Genomic DNA, 15,143 nt, shown 5'->3' on the forward strand with positions numbered 1-15,143 from the left:
GATGATTAAATTTTTAGACTTACAAAAAATCAATTTAAAGCATCAGGAAGAAATAGAAGCAAAACTTTCTCAGGTATTCCGTTCCGGATGGTTTCTAATGGGACAGGAACTTTCATCTTTTGAAAGTAATCTTTCTCAATATATTGGAGCCAAACATGCTATTGGTGTAGCCAATGGGTTAGATGCTTTACGCCTTATTCTGCGTGGATATATTGAAATGGGAATTATGAATCGTGGAGATGAAATCCTTGTACCATCCAATACTTATATTGCCTCCATTCTTGCTATTTCAGACAATGGTCTGATTCCTGTTCTTGTAGAGCCTGATATTAATAATTATAATATTGACATCACAAAAATTGAAGAAAAAATCACTTCAAAAACAAAAGGGATCCTGATTGTTCATCTCTATGGGCGAACTGTTTTCTCAAATCAACTTAAAGATTTAGCAGAAAAACATCAGTTAAAATTAATAGAAGATAATGCTCAGGCAATCGGTGCAATATGGAATGGACAAAAAACAGGGAACTTAGGAGATGCAGCAGGCTTTAGTTTTTATCCTGGAAAAAATTTGGGAGCTATAGGGGATGCAGGAGCTATTACAACCAATGATGAGGATTTAGCTAAAGTAATCAGAGCATTGGCCAACTATGGATCTAATCAGAAGTATGTCAATATTTATCAGGGATTAAATTCAAGATTGGATGAAATTCAGGCTGCCGTTCTGGACGTTAAGTTAAAATATATTGATGAGGAAAATACAGTAAGAAAAAATATTGCAAAAAAGTATATTGCAGAAATATCAAACCCCAAAATAGTTCTTCCGGAAAACCCGGCAGATGTAAATGAGCATGTTTGGCATTTATTTGTCATCAGAACAGAAAACCGTGATGAACTTCAAAAATATTTAACTGAAAATGGTATTCAAACACTGATCCACTATCCTATCCCTCCCCATAAGCAGCAAGCTTATAAAGAATGGAATGATCAGTCTTTCCCCATCAGTGAAAAAATCCATGAAGAAGTATTAAGTTTACCTATCTCTCCTGTAATGACAGAGGAAGAAATTAAAAAAGTAATAGAAATTGTAAATAGATTTTAAGTTTTTAACGCTTATAAAAGCTTGAAATCAATAAAGTAAAATATCATGACAGAATTGCCTCTGGTTTCAATTTTATGCCTTAGCTACAACCAGGAACGGTTTGTAACAGAATCTTTAGAAAGTTTCAGATCTCAGAAATACAGTAATATTGAGATTCTGATTTGTGACGACTGTTCTAAAGACAATTCTGTAGAAGTCATCAATAACTGGATTAAAAATAATCCCCAGTTAGATATCCAGTTTATTCCTCATTCTCAGAATAAAGGAATCTGTAAATCATTAAATGAACTATTGAATATATCAAAAGGGAAATATATTATTACCATAGCTCTTGATGATCTTATGGAGCCAGATAAAATAGAAAGACATGTGGCTATTCTTGAAAATTCGTCTCCTAATGAAGCATTGGTATTTTCAAATGCTTACATAATAGATGATAATTCAGTACGCTTCCAAAATACTTTTATCCCTTATTTCCACAGATATCTGAGTATTGAATCAGGAAATTTTTACAAAAGATTACTTGAAGACAATTTTCTTCCTGCAATGTCATGTGTCACAAAATCGTCTATCATAAAGGAGATTGGAGGATGGGATGAAACCTTAACTTTTGAAGATTGGGATATGTGGCTGAGACTGAGTCAGAAATATGACTTCATCTATGATGATACCAAATCATGCAGCTATAGAATGCATGCTACAAATTCTCATAAAAAGAAAAACTTTTTAGATGTCTCATTTTTTGATATCTACCTGAAACACAAAGAACAGCCTGAAATGAAAAAGAGAATCCTAAAACTTATTCATGAGGCCTATAAAGAAAACAGACTGACTGAAGGTCATAAAAAATACCTTAGAGAACTTGATAATAAAACACTAACCGAGAAATTGATTTTAAGAAATGTAGGAAAGTTTACTTTCAACACACTACATTATCTTCAAAAAGTTTATTATAAAAGTTGGTAACATTATTCTTAATCAATTATGAAAAAAATAAAACCCCTTGCATTCTACCTCCCTCAATACCACCCTGTCCCCGAAAATGACGAATGGTGGGGAAAAGGATTTACAGAATGGACGAATGTAGGAAAAGCCCAACCTTTGTTTGAAGGACACGAACAACCTATACATCCCGGGGAACTGGGATATTATGATCTGCGTGTTCCTGAAGTAAGAGAACAGCAGGCTCAGATGGCTAAAGACTATGGAGTACACGGATTTATCTATTATCATTACTGGTTTGGTAATGGCAAACAGTTGTTGGAACGTGTTGCCAATGATGTTCTGAAATCAGGGAAACCGGATTTTCCATTTTGCTTCTGCTGGGCCAATGAAACATGGTCTGGCATATGGCACGGATTATCAGAAAAAATTCTGGCGCAGCAGGTTTACCCTAATGAGCAGGATTTAATTGCTCATTTTGAATATCTTCTTCCTTTCTTCAAGGATGACAGGTATATAAAAGTGGATAACAAACCTCTTCTCATTATCTATGATCCCAACCATTTGAATGATGGAGATCCTCACTATATTTCTAAATTCAGAGAGCTTGCAAAAGAAAACGGATTTGATGGCTTATACGTCATGGCATCCAATAAGCTTCGTGATGATTTTGACTTTAAATCTATGGGGTACGACAGTAAGATTTCCAATGCTTTTCAGAAAGCATGGCTCCCTCATATTGACAAAAAAGAATATATCTCCCATTCTCAATATTATAAAAACAGAATCAAGGGATTAATCGGAATTAAGAAAAAAGAACAGCCCAAAGTCAGAATTCAGGATGCCCAGGCGGTAGTGAATGACTTAAAGTTTGAAGAAAGCAACGTTCCTACCTATCCATGTATCCTGCCTAATTGGGACAATACTCCAAGAAGCGGCTACAGAGGCATCATATTGGCTAACAATTCTCCGGAAATATTTGAACAGCAGGTTGAAAAAGCGGCTAAATATCTTGAAGAGAAAAAAGACTACCCGGAACAGTTTTTAATTGTTAAATCCTGGAATGAATGGGCAGAAGGAAATATTCTGGAACCGGATAGAAAAAATGGTTTCGGGTATCTGAATGCATTAAAGAAAATCTTGAATAAACACAGTCGAAATGAGTAAATTCAGTATACTTATTGCCAATTATAACAATGGCCATTTTTTTGAAAAATGCTGTCAAAGCTTAGTTGCGCAGACTGAAACGGATTGGGAAGCAGTAATTCTGGATGACGGCTCTACTGATGACTCTCTTGAAGTTATAAAAAAAATCATTGGTGATGATTCCCGGTTTAAAATACATCAGAATGACCAAAACAGAGGAATCGGATATACAAAAAGGAGATTAATAGAACTTGCACAGTCAGAAATATGCGGTTTTTTAGATCCTGATGATGCTTTGGCTCCTCATGCTTTGGAAATTGTTTTAAAAACACATACTGAATATCCGGAAGCAGGTTTGGTTTACTCCAATTTTGTACGTTGTGATGAGAATCTTACTCCTCTGTCTGTACACAAAGCAAAACAAATCACAGCGCTGGATCAGGCTTATTATAATTTCAATGCTGAGATTTCACATTTTGTCACCTTTAAGAAAAAGATTTACGAGAAAACATCCGGTATTGATCCTTTCTTAAAAATTGCTGAAGATAAAGACTGGTACATGAAAATGTGCGAGGTTGCTCCTGTAAAATATATTGATGAAGATTTATATTTATACAGAATCCATGACAGTGGGATCTCTACTACGAAAAATGCAGAAAAAGCATTGTTCTGGCACTGGGTTGCCCTGATCAAAATGGCAGAAAGGAGAAACATCAGTGTGGAGGACCTTTTTCTTCAGAGTTATGTCCCGAAAAAGAAATATGAGCAGGCACTCAACCAATTGAATCATGTAAAAAATTCAAGATGGGCAAAACTGGGAAATACACTTGGACTTTTTAAAATCTTTAAAAAACTTTAAATCTATTGAAGCCCTTAAAAGATTTAAAAACTAACATCTTAATGAGAAAAGAAGCATATGATAATTGGTAGTGGAATTCTGGCAAACGCCGTAAGACTTTATGATAAGGAGGATGTTATTTTTTTTGCATCAGGAGTTTCCAATTCGCTGGAAAAGAATCCTGCGGAATTTGAAAGAGAAATATCCCTGCTGAAATCAGTTATCAGCCAGCATCCCGATAAAAAGCTGATCTATTTTTCAACATGCAGTATTTATGATCCCACCAAAACCGACAGCCCATATGTCCTTCATAAAATGACGATCGAAAAAATAATTGCTGAGCATTGTTCAAGCTTTATTATTTTCAGAGTAGGAAATGCTGTAGGCCGTGGAGGAAACCCCAATACACTGATCAACTTTCTTAAAAACTCAATATTATCTGAAAATAAGCTCACAATTCACAGCAATGCAAGAAGAATCCTGATTGGTACAGATGATATTGCATCATTTGTTGGAAAGTATATGCAAAACCTCAACAACGAGATTGTAAATCTGGCTTATCCTTATCAGTATTCATTACCGGAAATCTTATCTCAGCTGGAGAATCATCTTGCCAAAAATGCAGATTATGAAACAGTGAACGAAGGTTCCTTTTATAATATAGAATTCAACAGTCTTACAGAAGATTTTTTTGCGGGTCTGTCTCCTGATGAATACCTGAAGAAGCTCTATTCATCATATCTATAAAGGACAAAACATGGCAACTCCCCAAAAGATACCATTCTGTACCGGAAAAAATAATTTTGTACCTTCGACCAGGAAACTTCAGAGATTTAAGGTCGAGAAAATAAGCCACTGAAGAATAAAAAACACATTAAAACCTATTGAATAAAAAATGAAAATGAATCCCAAAATATCCGTAATTGTCCCCTGCTACAAACAGGCTCAGTTTTTAGATGAATGTCTGCAGTCTATACTGGATCAGACCTATGAAAACTGGGAATGTATCATTGTCAATGACGGATCACCCGATAATACAGATGAAGTAGCTGATAAATGGGTAAAAAAAGACAGCCGTTTTAAATATCTTTATAAAGAAAATGGTGGTCTGTCTTCTGCAAGAAATGCAGCACTGGAAATCGTTACCGGAGATTATATACAGTTTTTGGATTCCGATGATCTGATACACCGTGAAAAGTTTTCAAAAAGCCTTTCCGGAGACAAAGAATATCCGTTGATTGTAAGCCAGTATACCATCTACAGAAATCAAACCCATCTTCCGGGCTATAAAAATGTTGAGCAAAATTTCGTAACCTTTGAAGGAATTGTATACGATTGGGATCTTAAATTTTCCATCCCGATACACTGCGCTTTAATCCATAAAAAACTTCTGGAAGGTTTTCTTTTTGACACTACCCTTACCAGCTGTGAAGACTGGGTAATGTGGATTTATATCACCAAAGATCATCCTGATGCCCTTTTGATTAATGAAGCTCTTGCCCATTACCGGAAAGACGTCAACGATAATATGTCTGCTGATCCGATCAAAATCATGAAGCAGCGTCTTAAAATTTTACCAACCTTAAAAAAACTATACGGGGAAGAGGTACATGACAAACTGGCCTACCATATCATAGACGTTCGTACTACCCAACTTATACAGCAAAGACGCGAATTTCAGAAAATGATTCCCCTGGCCGTAGTTGCAAAATATCTTTCTTTCAAAAGGTTTTATTACAAGCTTTTTAGAAAAAAAGTAGATGGCTAAACTTGAAGTTCAATGTACTTCAGACAACTATATTTCCATAAAAACTACACAAATGAGTTGGGTGCTGCCAGACAGATATACAGCAGAAACCCTGTAAATTATATAACTTAAAAATAAATTTATTTAGATGAGTCAATTTGTACACGTAATCATGACAAGATTCAATGTTCCTACAAAAGGCTGGAACGAAACACGTTCAGGATATAAACCGCTTACTGAAGAATGGCTGGATGACCGGTTCAAGCTATTCAGAACTTACGTGCTTCCTTCTTATAAAAATCAGACCAACCAAAACTACGTCTGGCTTACTTTTTTCGATACCAATACATCTGATAAGTTTAGAAAAATCATCAAAGAAATTGAAACAGAATACCCAACTTTCAAAGCGGTATTTGTGGAAGATTTTGATGTTATGAAAACGAAAGCTGTGGAAATAATCCCTCAATATTTTACCCCTGACACAAAATTTGTGATCACCAGCGAACTGGATAATGATGACATGCTTCATCAGGACTATATAAAAACCGTTCAGGAGCATTTCAAACCGGTTCATGACCTGGTCATAGATTTAAGAAGAGGATACCAGCTTACCATGCTTCCGGACCGTAAAGCGGTAGTGAATGTGTATAACGCTGTAGTAAACCCGTTTGTAAGCTTAGCGGAAAGTGTAGACAACTTCAAAACAATGCTGAAGGAAAGAGCGCACAACAGCTATCGTCATTACCCGAATTTTTCTGTGGAAGACAGTAAGGAGATGTACATCCAGGTGATCCATCAGTACAACTTAATGAACGTTACCTTTAAACATAAAGCCGTTCCTGAAGTAGATTTTTCTGAATACGGAATGACAGAAGACACCAAATTTACAATAGACGGGTTCAAGACACTTCAGCATAATATTGCCAGAGTACCGTTTGTAATGGGTCTTATTTTGAAAAAGATATTTAAGAAATAAGATTCTTCCAGTCATGAAGCTTAACAACCTCCAGATATTAAGAGGGATTTCAGCCTTATTGGTATGCTGCTTTCATTTCCGTGAAACAATAAATCTGCCTGGGCTGAATCTTGGCGATATTCTCTTTAAAAAAGGGAGTATCGGAGTTCCCGTATTTTTTATTATCAGTGGGTTTATCATGGCTTTCACCACTCAAAAAATAAATTTCAGTAAAGATTCTTTTCAGCAGATTACTTTATTTTACAAAAGAAGAGTAATCAGAATTGTTCCGCTGTATTATCTTCTGACTTTCACTGCGATGATACCCGGAGGGAGTTTTCTCCTCTATTTTCATGGTGCAGGGCTTTATGAGCTTATCCATTCATTATTATTCCTTCCCACCAAGAAAGAATTTCCGGTCCTTTTCTTAGGCTGGTCCTTAAATTTTGAGATGTTCTTTTATCTCATATTCGGTCTCTCATTATTTTTTAAAGAAAAAAGGTATTACTTCATTGCAGGTTTTTTCATCCTAACATCAATCCTGGGATATTTTATCCATTTTGAAAATCCGTATTTAAGGATGGTAAGTCATTCTCTTAACCTCTATTTTGTTGTGGGAATTCTTTTTTCACTTTTACTGAACAGATTTACAATTCCAAAGATCTGGGCGGGATTGCTTTCTGTAGCAGGAATCATATTATTTATATTGGTACTGCTTAGCATTATCCCTACAGATAATGATTTGATAAAGCTGGCTATCATCTCTCTGTTTGTGTTTTCTTTCTTAACCTTTGATTATGTATTTCAGTTTAAAGGAAACAAGGCCTTAATTTTTCTGGGAGATATTTCCTATTCGCTTTACCTGTCACATCCTTTTGTAGAAATTGCTTTAAAAAGATTTAAAGTTGAAGGCTATCTCAGCTTTCCCTTTTTCCTGTTTAAGATTGCTATGGTCATTATAGTGGCATCACTTCTGTATTATTTTGTTGAGAAAAGAGTAACCAATTATTTAAAAATTAAATTAAAAGCATAATCCGATACAAATGAAAATTTCAGTAATTATTCCCGTTTACAATGCCGAAAAATATGTTTCGCAGGCCGTAGATTCAGCTCTTCAGTTTGAAGAAGTGTATGAAGTAGTATTGGTAGAGGACAAGTCTCCGGATAATGCATTGCAGGTCTGTAAGGAACTTGCTGAAAAACATGATAGGGTAAAGCTTTTTCAGCATCCTGATAAAGGCAATCATGGAGCAGGTGCCAGCAGAAATTTAGGGCTGGAAAAAGCGGAAGGAGATTTTATTGCTTTCCTGGATGCAGATGATTACTACCTTCCCAACCGTTTTGATGCAGAAAAAGAACTGTTTGTCAATAAAGATGTAGAAGGAGTTTATGGTGCCATCGGGGTTCATTATTATTCGGAGAAAGCAAAAGAACAATATTATAAGGTCTTCGGAGACCGCCTGACTACGGTTTACAAGAAACATCCTCCAAAAGACGTATTTCCGGGACAGCTTAACATGATAGGAACTTTCGGACTTTTCAGCATTGATGCATTGACGATCCGAAAAAGTTCTCTGAAAAACATGGAATATTTCTTTAAAACACATTTAAAGCTTCATCAGGATACTGAATTTTTATTCAGACTCTCCTACTATCTGAATTTATATCCGGGAATTCTTGATAAGGCAGTAGCCGTAAGAGGAGTTCATGAGAATAACAGAATTACTAAAATAGATTCCAGAGAAGTTAAGCCGGCTTCAACAAGAGTTGTTTTGTGGAAAGAAGTCAATCATTGGGCAGAGACTGAAAATACCATCCCCGATGATGTTAAGCTTCATATCAAAAGAGTATACAGAAGTTTCCAGATCGCCAATGCTCCTCTGCTCAAAAAATGGGGAATGATTACAAAGTATTTGTTTACAGACTATAAAAGTATACGTTCGGGACTGTATAATATTAATTTCAGAAACGATTTGTTCTGATTGCAGAATTAAACTAAATATTTAGTTTTGAAGTAATACTTTAATTTTATTGTTTGGTAAAATGTATCTTCCTTAAAAGATCACGCATTGGCTTTTCAATAAATTGATAAAAAACTGCTGAGCTGAGCAGCATAACAATAATGTAAATCACAAATACAATATCAATACTGAACGTGTATTCCTGCCATTTTAAAAACTCTCGTACCAGGTAAAGAACAGGGATATGAGTGATGTATATCCCATAACTTATTTCTCCAAGATATTCCAGAGGTTTCAATGAAAAGAGCTTACTTACTTTTCCGTTATTAGCCGAAATCAAAAGAATTGCAGGGACAAAAAGTAAAGCCATCAATCCGTTGTGGTAAAAAAGCGGAACAAACATCAGAGATACAAGGATCAGTAAAAAGACTGCGATCGCCTGACGGTCATAGTTTTTTTGCTTGTAATTTCTTACAAAAAATATTCCTGCCAGATTTCCGATCAGAAATTCATTAAGATGCCAGAAAGGGAAATAATAAAGAAACTCATGGCTTTTCGTGTGTGGCCCTTCATACGCTCCATATACAGGATACAGATTAGAAAACACCTGAGTAATCAACCAGAGTCCAATGGCAAATACCCAGATCATTTTATTTTTCTTTGCGTAAAAATAATTATATAAAAACGGAAAAAGCAGGTAAAAGAAAAACTCTACAGAGATAGACCATCCCGGAAAGTTCAGAATCATGGCTTCTCCCGGTATCCAGCTCTGAATGCCCAATCCGTATAAAACCAGCTTATACCAGTCAAACATTTCGTATCTCGTCATGAAATACAGCAGAAGCCCAAGCATATAAAGCGGATAAATTCTGGCAAACCTGTTTTTATAAAACTCCAGATAATCAATCTTATCCTTCTTATGGTAAGCAATGATCATGATAAACCCTGAGAGAATAAAGAAATAGCTTACCCCTACATTCGCTCTCAGAAAAAGATTGGAAATATAATCTATCTTATATAAAAACAGATCTTTATTGAAATGGGAAATCACGATTGCCATAGCGGCAACAAACCTGGTAAATGTAATCTGACTTATCTTCACGGAATCGCAAAATGCTTTACTTTATCAAAACACGGCAGACTCTACGCTGAGAGCTGTATTTATTTAATATAAAGTATTAATTTTAAGGCACAAAAATAAGATTTATTATTATAATTATGTAAAACAAATTATATTTGTAGGCTACAAATGTGAAAATAAATTCAGGTATGCTTTATGAAATTTTAGCAAAACTTCAACGGAAAAGCCAGATTTCGCTTCTCAAAAAACACCCTCATGTTTCTTTCAAGGGGATAAAACTTGGGATCAGTGATCATTTTATTCTGCATGAAAATGTAAAGAAAGTGACGATTGGCCACGCGGTCAGTTTCAGAAATTATGTACACGTTCTTGTGCAGCAGAATGCCACTTTAGAAATCGGAAACAACTTTTTCATGAATAACTTCTGTTCCATCAACTGTCTGGACAGTATTTCAATAGGTGATAATACATTATTCGGAGAAAATGTAAAGCTGTATGACCACAATCATGCCTATCAGACTCATCCGGATTTTAAACTGTCTCACGCCGAGTTTACCACAGCTCCCATCAGAATCGGAAGCAATTGCTGGCTCGGAAGTAATGTTACCGTTTTAAAAGGAGTTACTATCGGAGATAACTGTATTATTGGAGCAGGATGTACCATTTACAAAGATGTTCCTTCCAATACAACCGTCATCAATCATCAGGAATTAATATTTAAGGACCATTAATGAAGTTTTCTATCCTTATTGCCCATTATAACAATGCGCATTTTTTCAAAGACTGTTTTGAAAGTATCCTTCAGCAGACGTATACAAACTGGGAAGCGGTTATTCTGGATGATGCCTCCGCTGAAAGCGAAAAGACAATGATCCGGGAAATGATTTCAAATGATAAAAGGTTCAGGTTTTTTGAAAATGAAAAAAATTCCGGTGTAGGCGTAACGAAAAGTAAACTTATTGAACTGGCAGAAGGGGAAATCTGTGGATTTTTGGATCCTGATGATGCTATAAACCCAACAGCTATTCAAAAGTGTATGGAGATCTTTCAGACTAAAAAAAACACGGTCCTTACCTATTCCAGGTTTATGACGTGTGACCAGAACCTGAAACCTATTTCTCCGTTCAGATCTGCCATGCAGGTACCGAATGGTGATCCTTATTTTTTTAATTTCCCGATTCAGATTGCTCATTTTGTAACCTTCAGAAAGGCAGTCTATGAGCAGACAGAAAAAATGAATCCGGATTTGAAAATCGGGGAAGATCAGGATCTCTACCTTAAAATGTATGAAAAAGGAAAAGTTCAGTTCATTAATGATACCAATTATCTTTACAGAACTCATCAAGGTGGAATCTCCCAGAATGACAATAAAAAGAAATCCCACGAGTATTTTGCACAGGTGATTTTCAATACAATGAAACGCAGAGGGCTTGCAACCATCAACGGCCAAAAAGTTCCTGATCATTATACGGGTGCGGATGAAATATTCAGTCTGTTACAATATCAGCACAAGATTCCTTTCCGTATCAAGAAAAAAATAAAAATTACTTTACAATCAATCTTCGGATAATGCTAGAAAAAAAAATAAAAATTTTGTTCAGACACCGCTCCATGGAAATGGGTGGCGTAGAAAAAGTATTGTTGGGACTTCTCAACAACCTGAATCCTGACAAATTTGAAATGACGGTATGTCTTACCCTAAATCAGGGCAAGCTGCGTGATGAACTTCCGAAACATATCAGAAAAATATATCTTACCGATGGAAAAGAAGACTTTTCTGACAATGCTCTGCTTCAAAAACTTCAGCTTGTCAAGAGAAGGATAAAGCTTCGTAAGCTGAAAAACAACCCAGCCATTGCAGACCGGCTTATCAATGATACTTTTGATATAGAAATCGGGATGGATTATAGGGATTATGATGCTATTCTTAGCTCTACCCATAAAAATTCAAAAAAAATCGGATGGTTTCACTCTGAAATCAATGTCCCTAAATTTCAGCCTTTGGTTCCGGATATTTTAAAGAGTTTTCCTCAGTTTGATCATATGGTGTATTGTTCTCACAAAATAAAGGATATGATGCATCAGTATTATCCGGATCTCAATTATCCCTCTGAGAGCGTTATTATCAATCCTATTCCTATTGAAGAAATCAAGCGAAAGGCAGAAGAAAAGCTCGACAATTTTCCTGAAGGACCTGTTTTTGCGTCTATAGGAAGACTTCATTCAAGAAAAGGATACCATAAGCTTATTGAAGCACATACAAGGCTTATCAACGAAGGATTTCAGCACAGCATCATTGTCATTGGTGATGGTGACGAAATGAAGAACCTTAAGGCTCAGGTCGCAAAAAATAATGTTGAAAATACGTTTATTTTAGCTGGAAATCAGATGAATCCTTATCCATACATCAAAAAGGCCGATTATTTCATCCTTCCCTCAGAATCTGAAGCATGGCCATTGGTGATTGCTGAAGCATTAATTCTTCAGAAACCTATTATTGCCACCAATGTAGGTGACGTAGGTCTGATGATCAAAGACCGGGAAACGGGATACCTCATCAGTTATGAGATTGATGAAATGTATTCAGCAATGAAGACATTCTTTACCGATCCCAGCCTTGTTCTTCATATCAGAGAAAATCTTAAAAATATTGAAAGTCAGTTCGACAATAAGGAAATATTTGACAGTGTAGAAAATATTATAGAGACGCTGTACAAAAAATAAGTTACTGTGCGGAGTATCCTCCGTCAATGACAAGATTGGTTCCTGTGACCCATCTTGAAGCATCAGACAATAGAAAAATACAAGCATTCGCTACATCTTTAGGATCACCTATTCCCAGCGGATGCTTTTTTATGATTTCTGAGGAAGCTTCTTCACCAATATCTTCAAACATTTTTTCCAGAATCGGGGTATTCACCATCGCGGGGCTTACGCTATTGACACGGATATTACTTCTGGAAAGTTCCATTGCCAATGAACGGGCACCTGAAATGACTGCTCCTTTGCTGGCAGAATAAGCCGCTTTTCCAGCCTCTCCCACCATTCCCGCAACGGAAGAAATAAATACAAAACTGGATGTCTCGTCTTTATATTTTTTCAAAGACAGGATTTTGGCAATTTCAAGTCCGGCAATCACATTCACTGCAAATATATCCTGGTACAGCTGAGGATTATGTTTTTTTAACGGTAATGTTTTTTCGATACCGGCACAGTGTATAAATCCTGAAATCTTGCCTAACACTGAAACTTTGTCTGCAATAATTCCTTCAAGGTTGTCAGATTGGGTAATATCTTCGGCAATAATCTCAACTTTTGTTTCAGGATTCAGCAGAGAAACGGTTTTCATCAGTTCTTCCTGGTTTCTTCCCACAAGAATCAGATCCGCACCGCTTTTGCTGCATTCTACAGAGCAGCTTCTCCCGATCCCGGAAGAAGCGCCTGTAATGAGAATAATTTTATTTTTTAATGAGAAAGCATCCATTAATCTTCAAAATTTTCTTTTCCTATAACATTCATCAGATCTGAAACGGTTTCGATATCTTTAAAGTGTTTGGTATCAATTTTCTTGCTGAAATTTTCATCTACAAACGCAATAACAGAAAGCAAGCTGATAGAGTCGTAGCTTTCTAAAGATTTTAAATTCGTTTCAGTGGTCAATGTTTCATCTTCCTCTAATTCTTCCTGTAATTTTTCTAAAAAAACGGATGTTTTCATATTCTATAATTTTAAATGTTTATTATCTTAAATCTCCATAATGGTAGCTCCCCATGAATATCCTACTCCGAAGCCTGCCATTAAAACTTTATCTCCTTCCTTCAGCATTCCTTTATCCATCATATTTTTAAGGGCAATAGGAATGGTTGCAGAAACAGTGTTTCCGGTGTTTTCCATATCAATATAGAACTTTTCTGCCGGTATTTTTGTTTTCTTTCTTAAATAATTCAGCATAAAAGAATTGGCCTGGTGAAAAACAAAATGATCAATATCATCCATAGTCATTCCGTTTACTTCAAGGGTTTCTTTTACCAATCCGGGGATATTTTCAATCGTAAAATTAAAAATCTCAGGACCATTCATATAAATATTTTCAGGGCTGAATTCATGTTCGGGGTTCAGTTCAAAGTCTTTTTTGAAAGCACCTTTCTTCACGATTAGGTTTTCTGCACCGCTTCCGTCTGTCCCCAGACAGAACTGGTAATCATTGTTTTCTGCTTTTTCAACAATTGCTGAAGCTGAAGCATCTCCGAATATACTTCGGTTCCCTTTATCATCAGCATGAATATGTTTGGTGTACGTTTCTGAAGTAACCAAAAGAATGCTCTTTGCAATTCCTGCAGCAATCAATCCTTTCGCAAAAGCCAGTCCATACACAAATCCTGAACAGCCAAGATTGAAATCTATAGCTCCGATATTTTTTCTAAGCCCAAGTCTGTCCTGCAAAATACAGGCCGTTGTAGGCAAAAAATATTCCGGACTTTGGGTACAGAACAAAATAAAATCTACTTTATCCCGGTCATAGGTTTTGAAAATTTTTTCTGAAGATTGTACAGCCATATCCAGCACCGTTTCGTTGTCTGAAGAAATATGACGTTGAGAAATACCTACTTTCTCTTTGATGCGTTCGGAACTCCATTCGGGGAAGAGTTTTTCAAGATCTTCGTTAGTTAACACCTGCTGAGGCAGATAATATTCTATTTTTGAAATTTTTATCATATTAATAAATTCTCTTTCTTTGCAAAAGTAACGAAAACAAATTTACACTTGTGATGATTTTTATATTCAGAATCCTATTAAAAATAGATGCTCTCTATCATTCTTTTTTGAATAGAGGCAGTCTTGAAGTGGCTAAATATAGGGGTATGAAGGTAGGAAAAAACTTCAATATGCCTGATAAAGTGTATTTTGGAACAGAACCTTACCTTATCGAAATTGGTGACAATGTGAATATTGCCGGAGACGTAAGGTTTGTAAATCACGGCGGAACCACTACCCTGCTGAGAAAACTTCCCGGGTATGAAGATGCCAGAATTCTTGGAAGAATAAAGATTGGAAACAATTGTACAATTGGCCTCAATGCTGTAATCATGCAGGATGTACAGATTGGAAACAACTGTATTCTGGGAGCCAACTCTGTATTGTCACAATCTATGCCTGACAATACAGTCTTTATTGGAAACCCGGCTCAATTCTTGTGCACTATTGAAGATTATGGTGATATTGTCCTTAAAAACAATCCGGAATATCCCCGTGAACTGGAGAAAGACAGAAAAAAGCTGGATGCCTATATCAAAGAAAATCTTCCCCACAAGTATAAAAAAGCAAGAAAAATTAAATAAATTTAATCTTGTAAAATCATAAAATAAACAAA

The 15,143-nt window shown here is 35.9% G+C and carries 17 protein-coding genes; 13 read left to right on the forward strand and 4 right to left on the reverse strand.

Annotated elements, in window-relative coordinates:
• Window position 1 precedes the first annotated feature (1 nt).
• The 9 genes from SFA27_RS21410 to SFA27_RS21450 all read left to right on the forward strand — a co-directional run bounded on the left by SFA27_RS21410 (window position 2) and on the right by SFA27_RS21450 (window position 8,712).
• Window positions 2-1,102, forward strand: coding sequence for a DegT/DnrJ/EryC1/StrS family aminotransferase (locus SFA27_RS21410; RefSeq protein ID WP_407294754.1), 1,101 nt, complete (start codon window positions 2-4; stop codon window positions 1,100-1,102).
• A 45-nt stretch (window positions 1,103-1,147) separates the two neighbouring features.
• On the forward strand, window positions 1,148-2,068 hold the full coding sequence (locus SFA27_RS21415) for a glycosyltransferase (RefSeq protein ID WP_407294756.1): 921 nt from the start codon (window positions 1,148-1,150) through the stop codon (window positions 2,066-2,068).
• An 18-nt stretch (window positions 2,069-2,086) separates the two neighbouring features.
• Window positions 2,087-3,211 carry a glycoside hydrolase family 99-like domain-containing protein gene (locus SFA27_RS21420; protein WP_407294758.1) on the forward strand — a complete coding sequence of 375 codons (1,125 nt, stop codon included), beginning with the start codon at window positions 2,087-2,089 and terminating at the stop codon, window positions 3,209-3,211.
• Complete coding sequence (locus SFA27_RS21425; RefSeq protein ID WP_407294760.1) at window positions 3,204-4,049, forward strand: glycosyltransferase family 2 protein; 846 nt, start codon at window positions 3,204-3,206, stop codon at window positions 4,047-4,049. The genes SFA27_RS21420 and SFA27_RS21425 overlap by 8 nt, the downstream gene beginning before the upstream one ends.
• 57 nt (window positions 4,050-4,106) lie before the next feature.
• Entirely contained in the window at window positions 4,107-4,775 is a 669-nt protein-coding gene (locus SFA27_RS21430; RefSeq protein WP_407294762.1) for an NAD-dependent epimerase/dehydratase family protein, read from the forward strand.
• A 154-nt stretch (window positions 4,776-4,929) separates the two neighbouring features.
• Window positions 4,930-5,796 carry a glycosyltransferase family 2 protein gene (locus SFA27_RS21435; protein ID WP_081995466.1) on the forward strand — a complete coding sequence of 289 codons (867 nt, stop codon included), beginning with the start codon at window positions 4,930-4,932 and terminating at the stop codon, window positions 5,794-5,796.
• A 127-nt stretch (window positions 5,797-5,923) separates the two neighbouring features.
• A complete protein-coding gene (locus tag SFA27_RS21440; RefSeq protein WP_081995458.1) occupies window positions 5,924-6,751 on the forward strand; it encodes a glycosyltransferase in 828 nt (275 codons plus the stop codon).
• A gap of 13 nt (window positions 6,752-6,764) precedes the next feature.
• Window positions 6,765-7,763 (forward strand): acyltransferase family protein, encoded by a 999-nt coding sequence (locus SFA27_RS21445; RefSeq protein ID WP_407294765.1) that lies wholly within the window; start codon window positions 6,765-6,767, stop codon window positions 7,761-7,763.
• 10 nt (window positions 7,764-7,773) lie between these two features.
• Window positions 7,774-8,712 carry a glycosyltransferase family 2 protein gene (locus tag SFA27_RS21450; RefSeq protein WP_407294767.1) on the forward strand — a complete coding sequence of 313 codons (939 nt, stop codon included), beginning with the start codon at window positions 7,774-7,776 and terminating at the stop codon, window positions 8,710-8,712.
• Window positions 8,713-8,758: 46 nt separating this feature from the next.
• On the opposite strand, the gene SFA27_RS21455 is transcribed toward SFA27_RS21450, so the two are convergent.
• The gene (locus tag SFA27_RS21455) at window positions 8,759-9,793 is read right to left on the reverse strand and encodes an acyltransferase family protein (RefSeq protein WP_407294769.1); all 1,035 of its coding nucleotides are present in this window, start codon (window positions 9,791-9,793) and stop codon (window positions 8,759-8,761) included.
• A gap of 167 nt (window positions 9,794-9,960) precedes the next feature.
• On the opposite strand from SFA27_RS21455, the gene SFA27_RS21460 reads away from it, so the two are divergent.
• From SFA27_RS21460 to SFA27_RS21470, 3 genes are read left to right on the forward strand one after another with little or no spacing between them, the layout of a single operon-like run.
• Window positions 9,961-10,503 (forward strand): acyltransferase, encoded by a 543-nt coding sequence (locus SFA27_RS21460; protein ID WP_264518805.1) that lies wholly within the window; start codon window positions 9,961-9,963, stop codon window positions 10,501-10,503.
• Window positions 10,503-11,342: a glycosyltransferase family 2 protein gene (locus tag SFA27_RS21465; protein ID WP_407294771.1), complete on the forward strand. Its 840-nt coding sequence runs from the start codon at window positions 10,503-10,505 to the stop codon at window positions 11,340-11,342. Before SFA27_RS21460 ends, SFA27_RS21465 begins: the two co-directional genes overlap by 1 nt.
• Window positions 11,342-12,496: a glycosyltransferase gene (locus tag SFA27_RS21470; protein WP_407294773.1), complete on the forward strand. Its 1,155-nt coding sequence runs from the start codon at window positions 11,342-11,344 to the stop codon at window positions 12,494-12,496. Before SFA27_RS21465 ends, SFA27_RS21470 begins: the two co-directional genes overlap by 1 nt.
• A gap of 1 nt (window position 12,497) precedes the next feature.
• Here the strand turns inward: SFA27_RS21470 and SFA27_RS21475 are convergent, their stop codons facing one another.
• From SFA27_RS21475 to SFA27_RS21485, 3 genes are read right to left on the reverse strand one after another with little or no spacing between them, the layout of a single operon-like run.
• Entirely contained in the window at window positions 12,498-13,256 is a 759-nt protein-coding gene (locus SFA27_RS21475; RefSeq protein WP_047376491.1) for an SDR family oxidoreductase, read from the reverse strand.
• On the reverse strand, window positions 13,256-13,489 hold the full coding sequence (locus SFA27_RS21480) for a phosphopantetheine-binding protein (protein ID WP_047380387.1): 234 nt from the start codon (window positions 13,487-13,489) through the stop codon (window positions 13,256-13,258). Before SFA27_RS21480 ends, SFA27_RS21475 begins: the two co-directional genes overlap by 1 nt.
• Window positions 13,490-13,516: 27 nt before the next feature.
• Entirely contained in the window at window positions 13,517-14,488 is a 972-nt protein-coding gene (locus SFA27_RS21485) for a 3-oxoacyl-ACP synthase III family protein (protein ID WP_407294776.1), read from the reverse strand.
• 146 nt (window positions 14,489-14,634) lie between these two features.
• Between SFA27_RS21485 and SFA27_RS21490 the strand changes: the two genes are divergently transcribed.
• On the forward strand, window positions 14,635-15,111 hold the full coding sequence (locus tag SFA27_RS21490) for a DapH/DapD/GlmU-related protein (RefSeq protein ID WP_227941083.1): 477 nt from the start codon (window positions 14,635-14,637) through the stop codon (window positions 15,109-15,111).
• Window positions 15,112-15,143: the final 32 nt, after the last annotated feature.

Origin of the sequence: Chryseobacterium sp. HR92, from assembly GCF_045689405.1 — a bacterium.
Lineage (GTDB): Bacteria > Bacteroidota > Bacteroidia > Flavobacteriales > Weeksellaceae > Chryseobacterium > Chryseobacterium viscerum_A.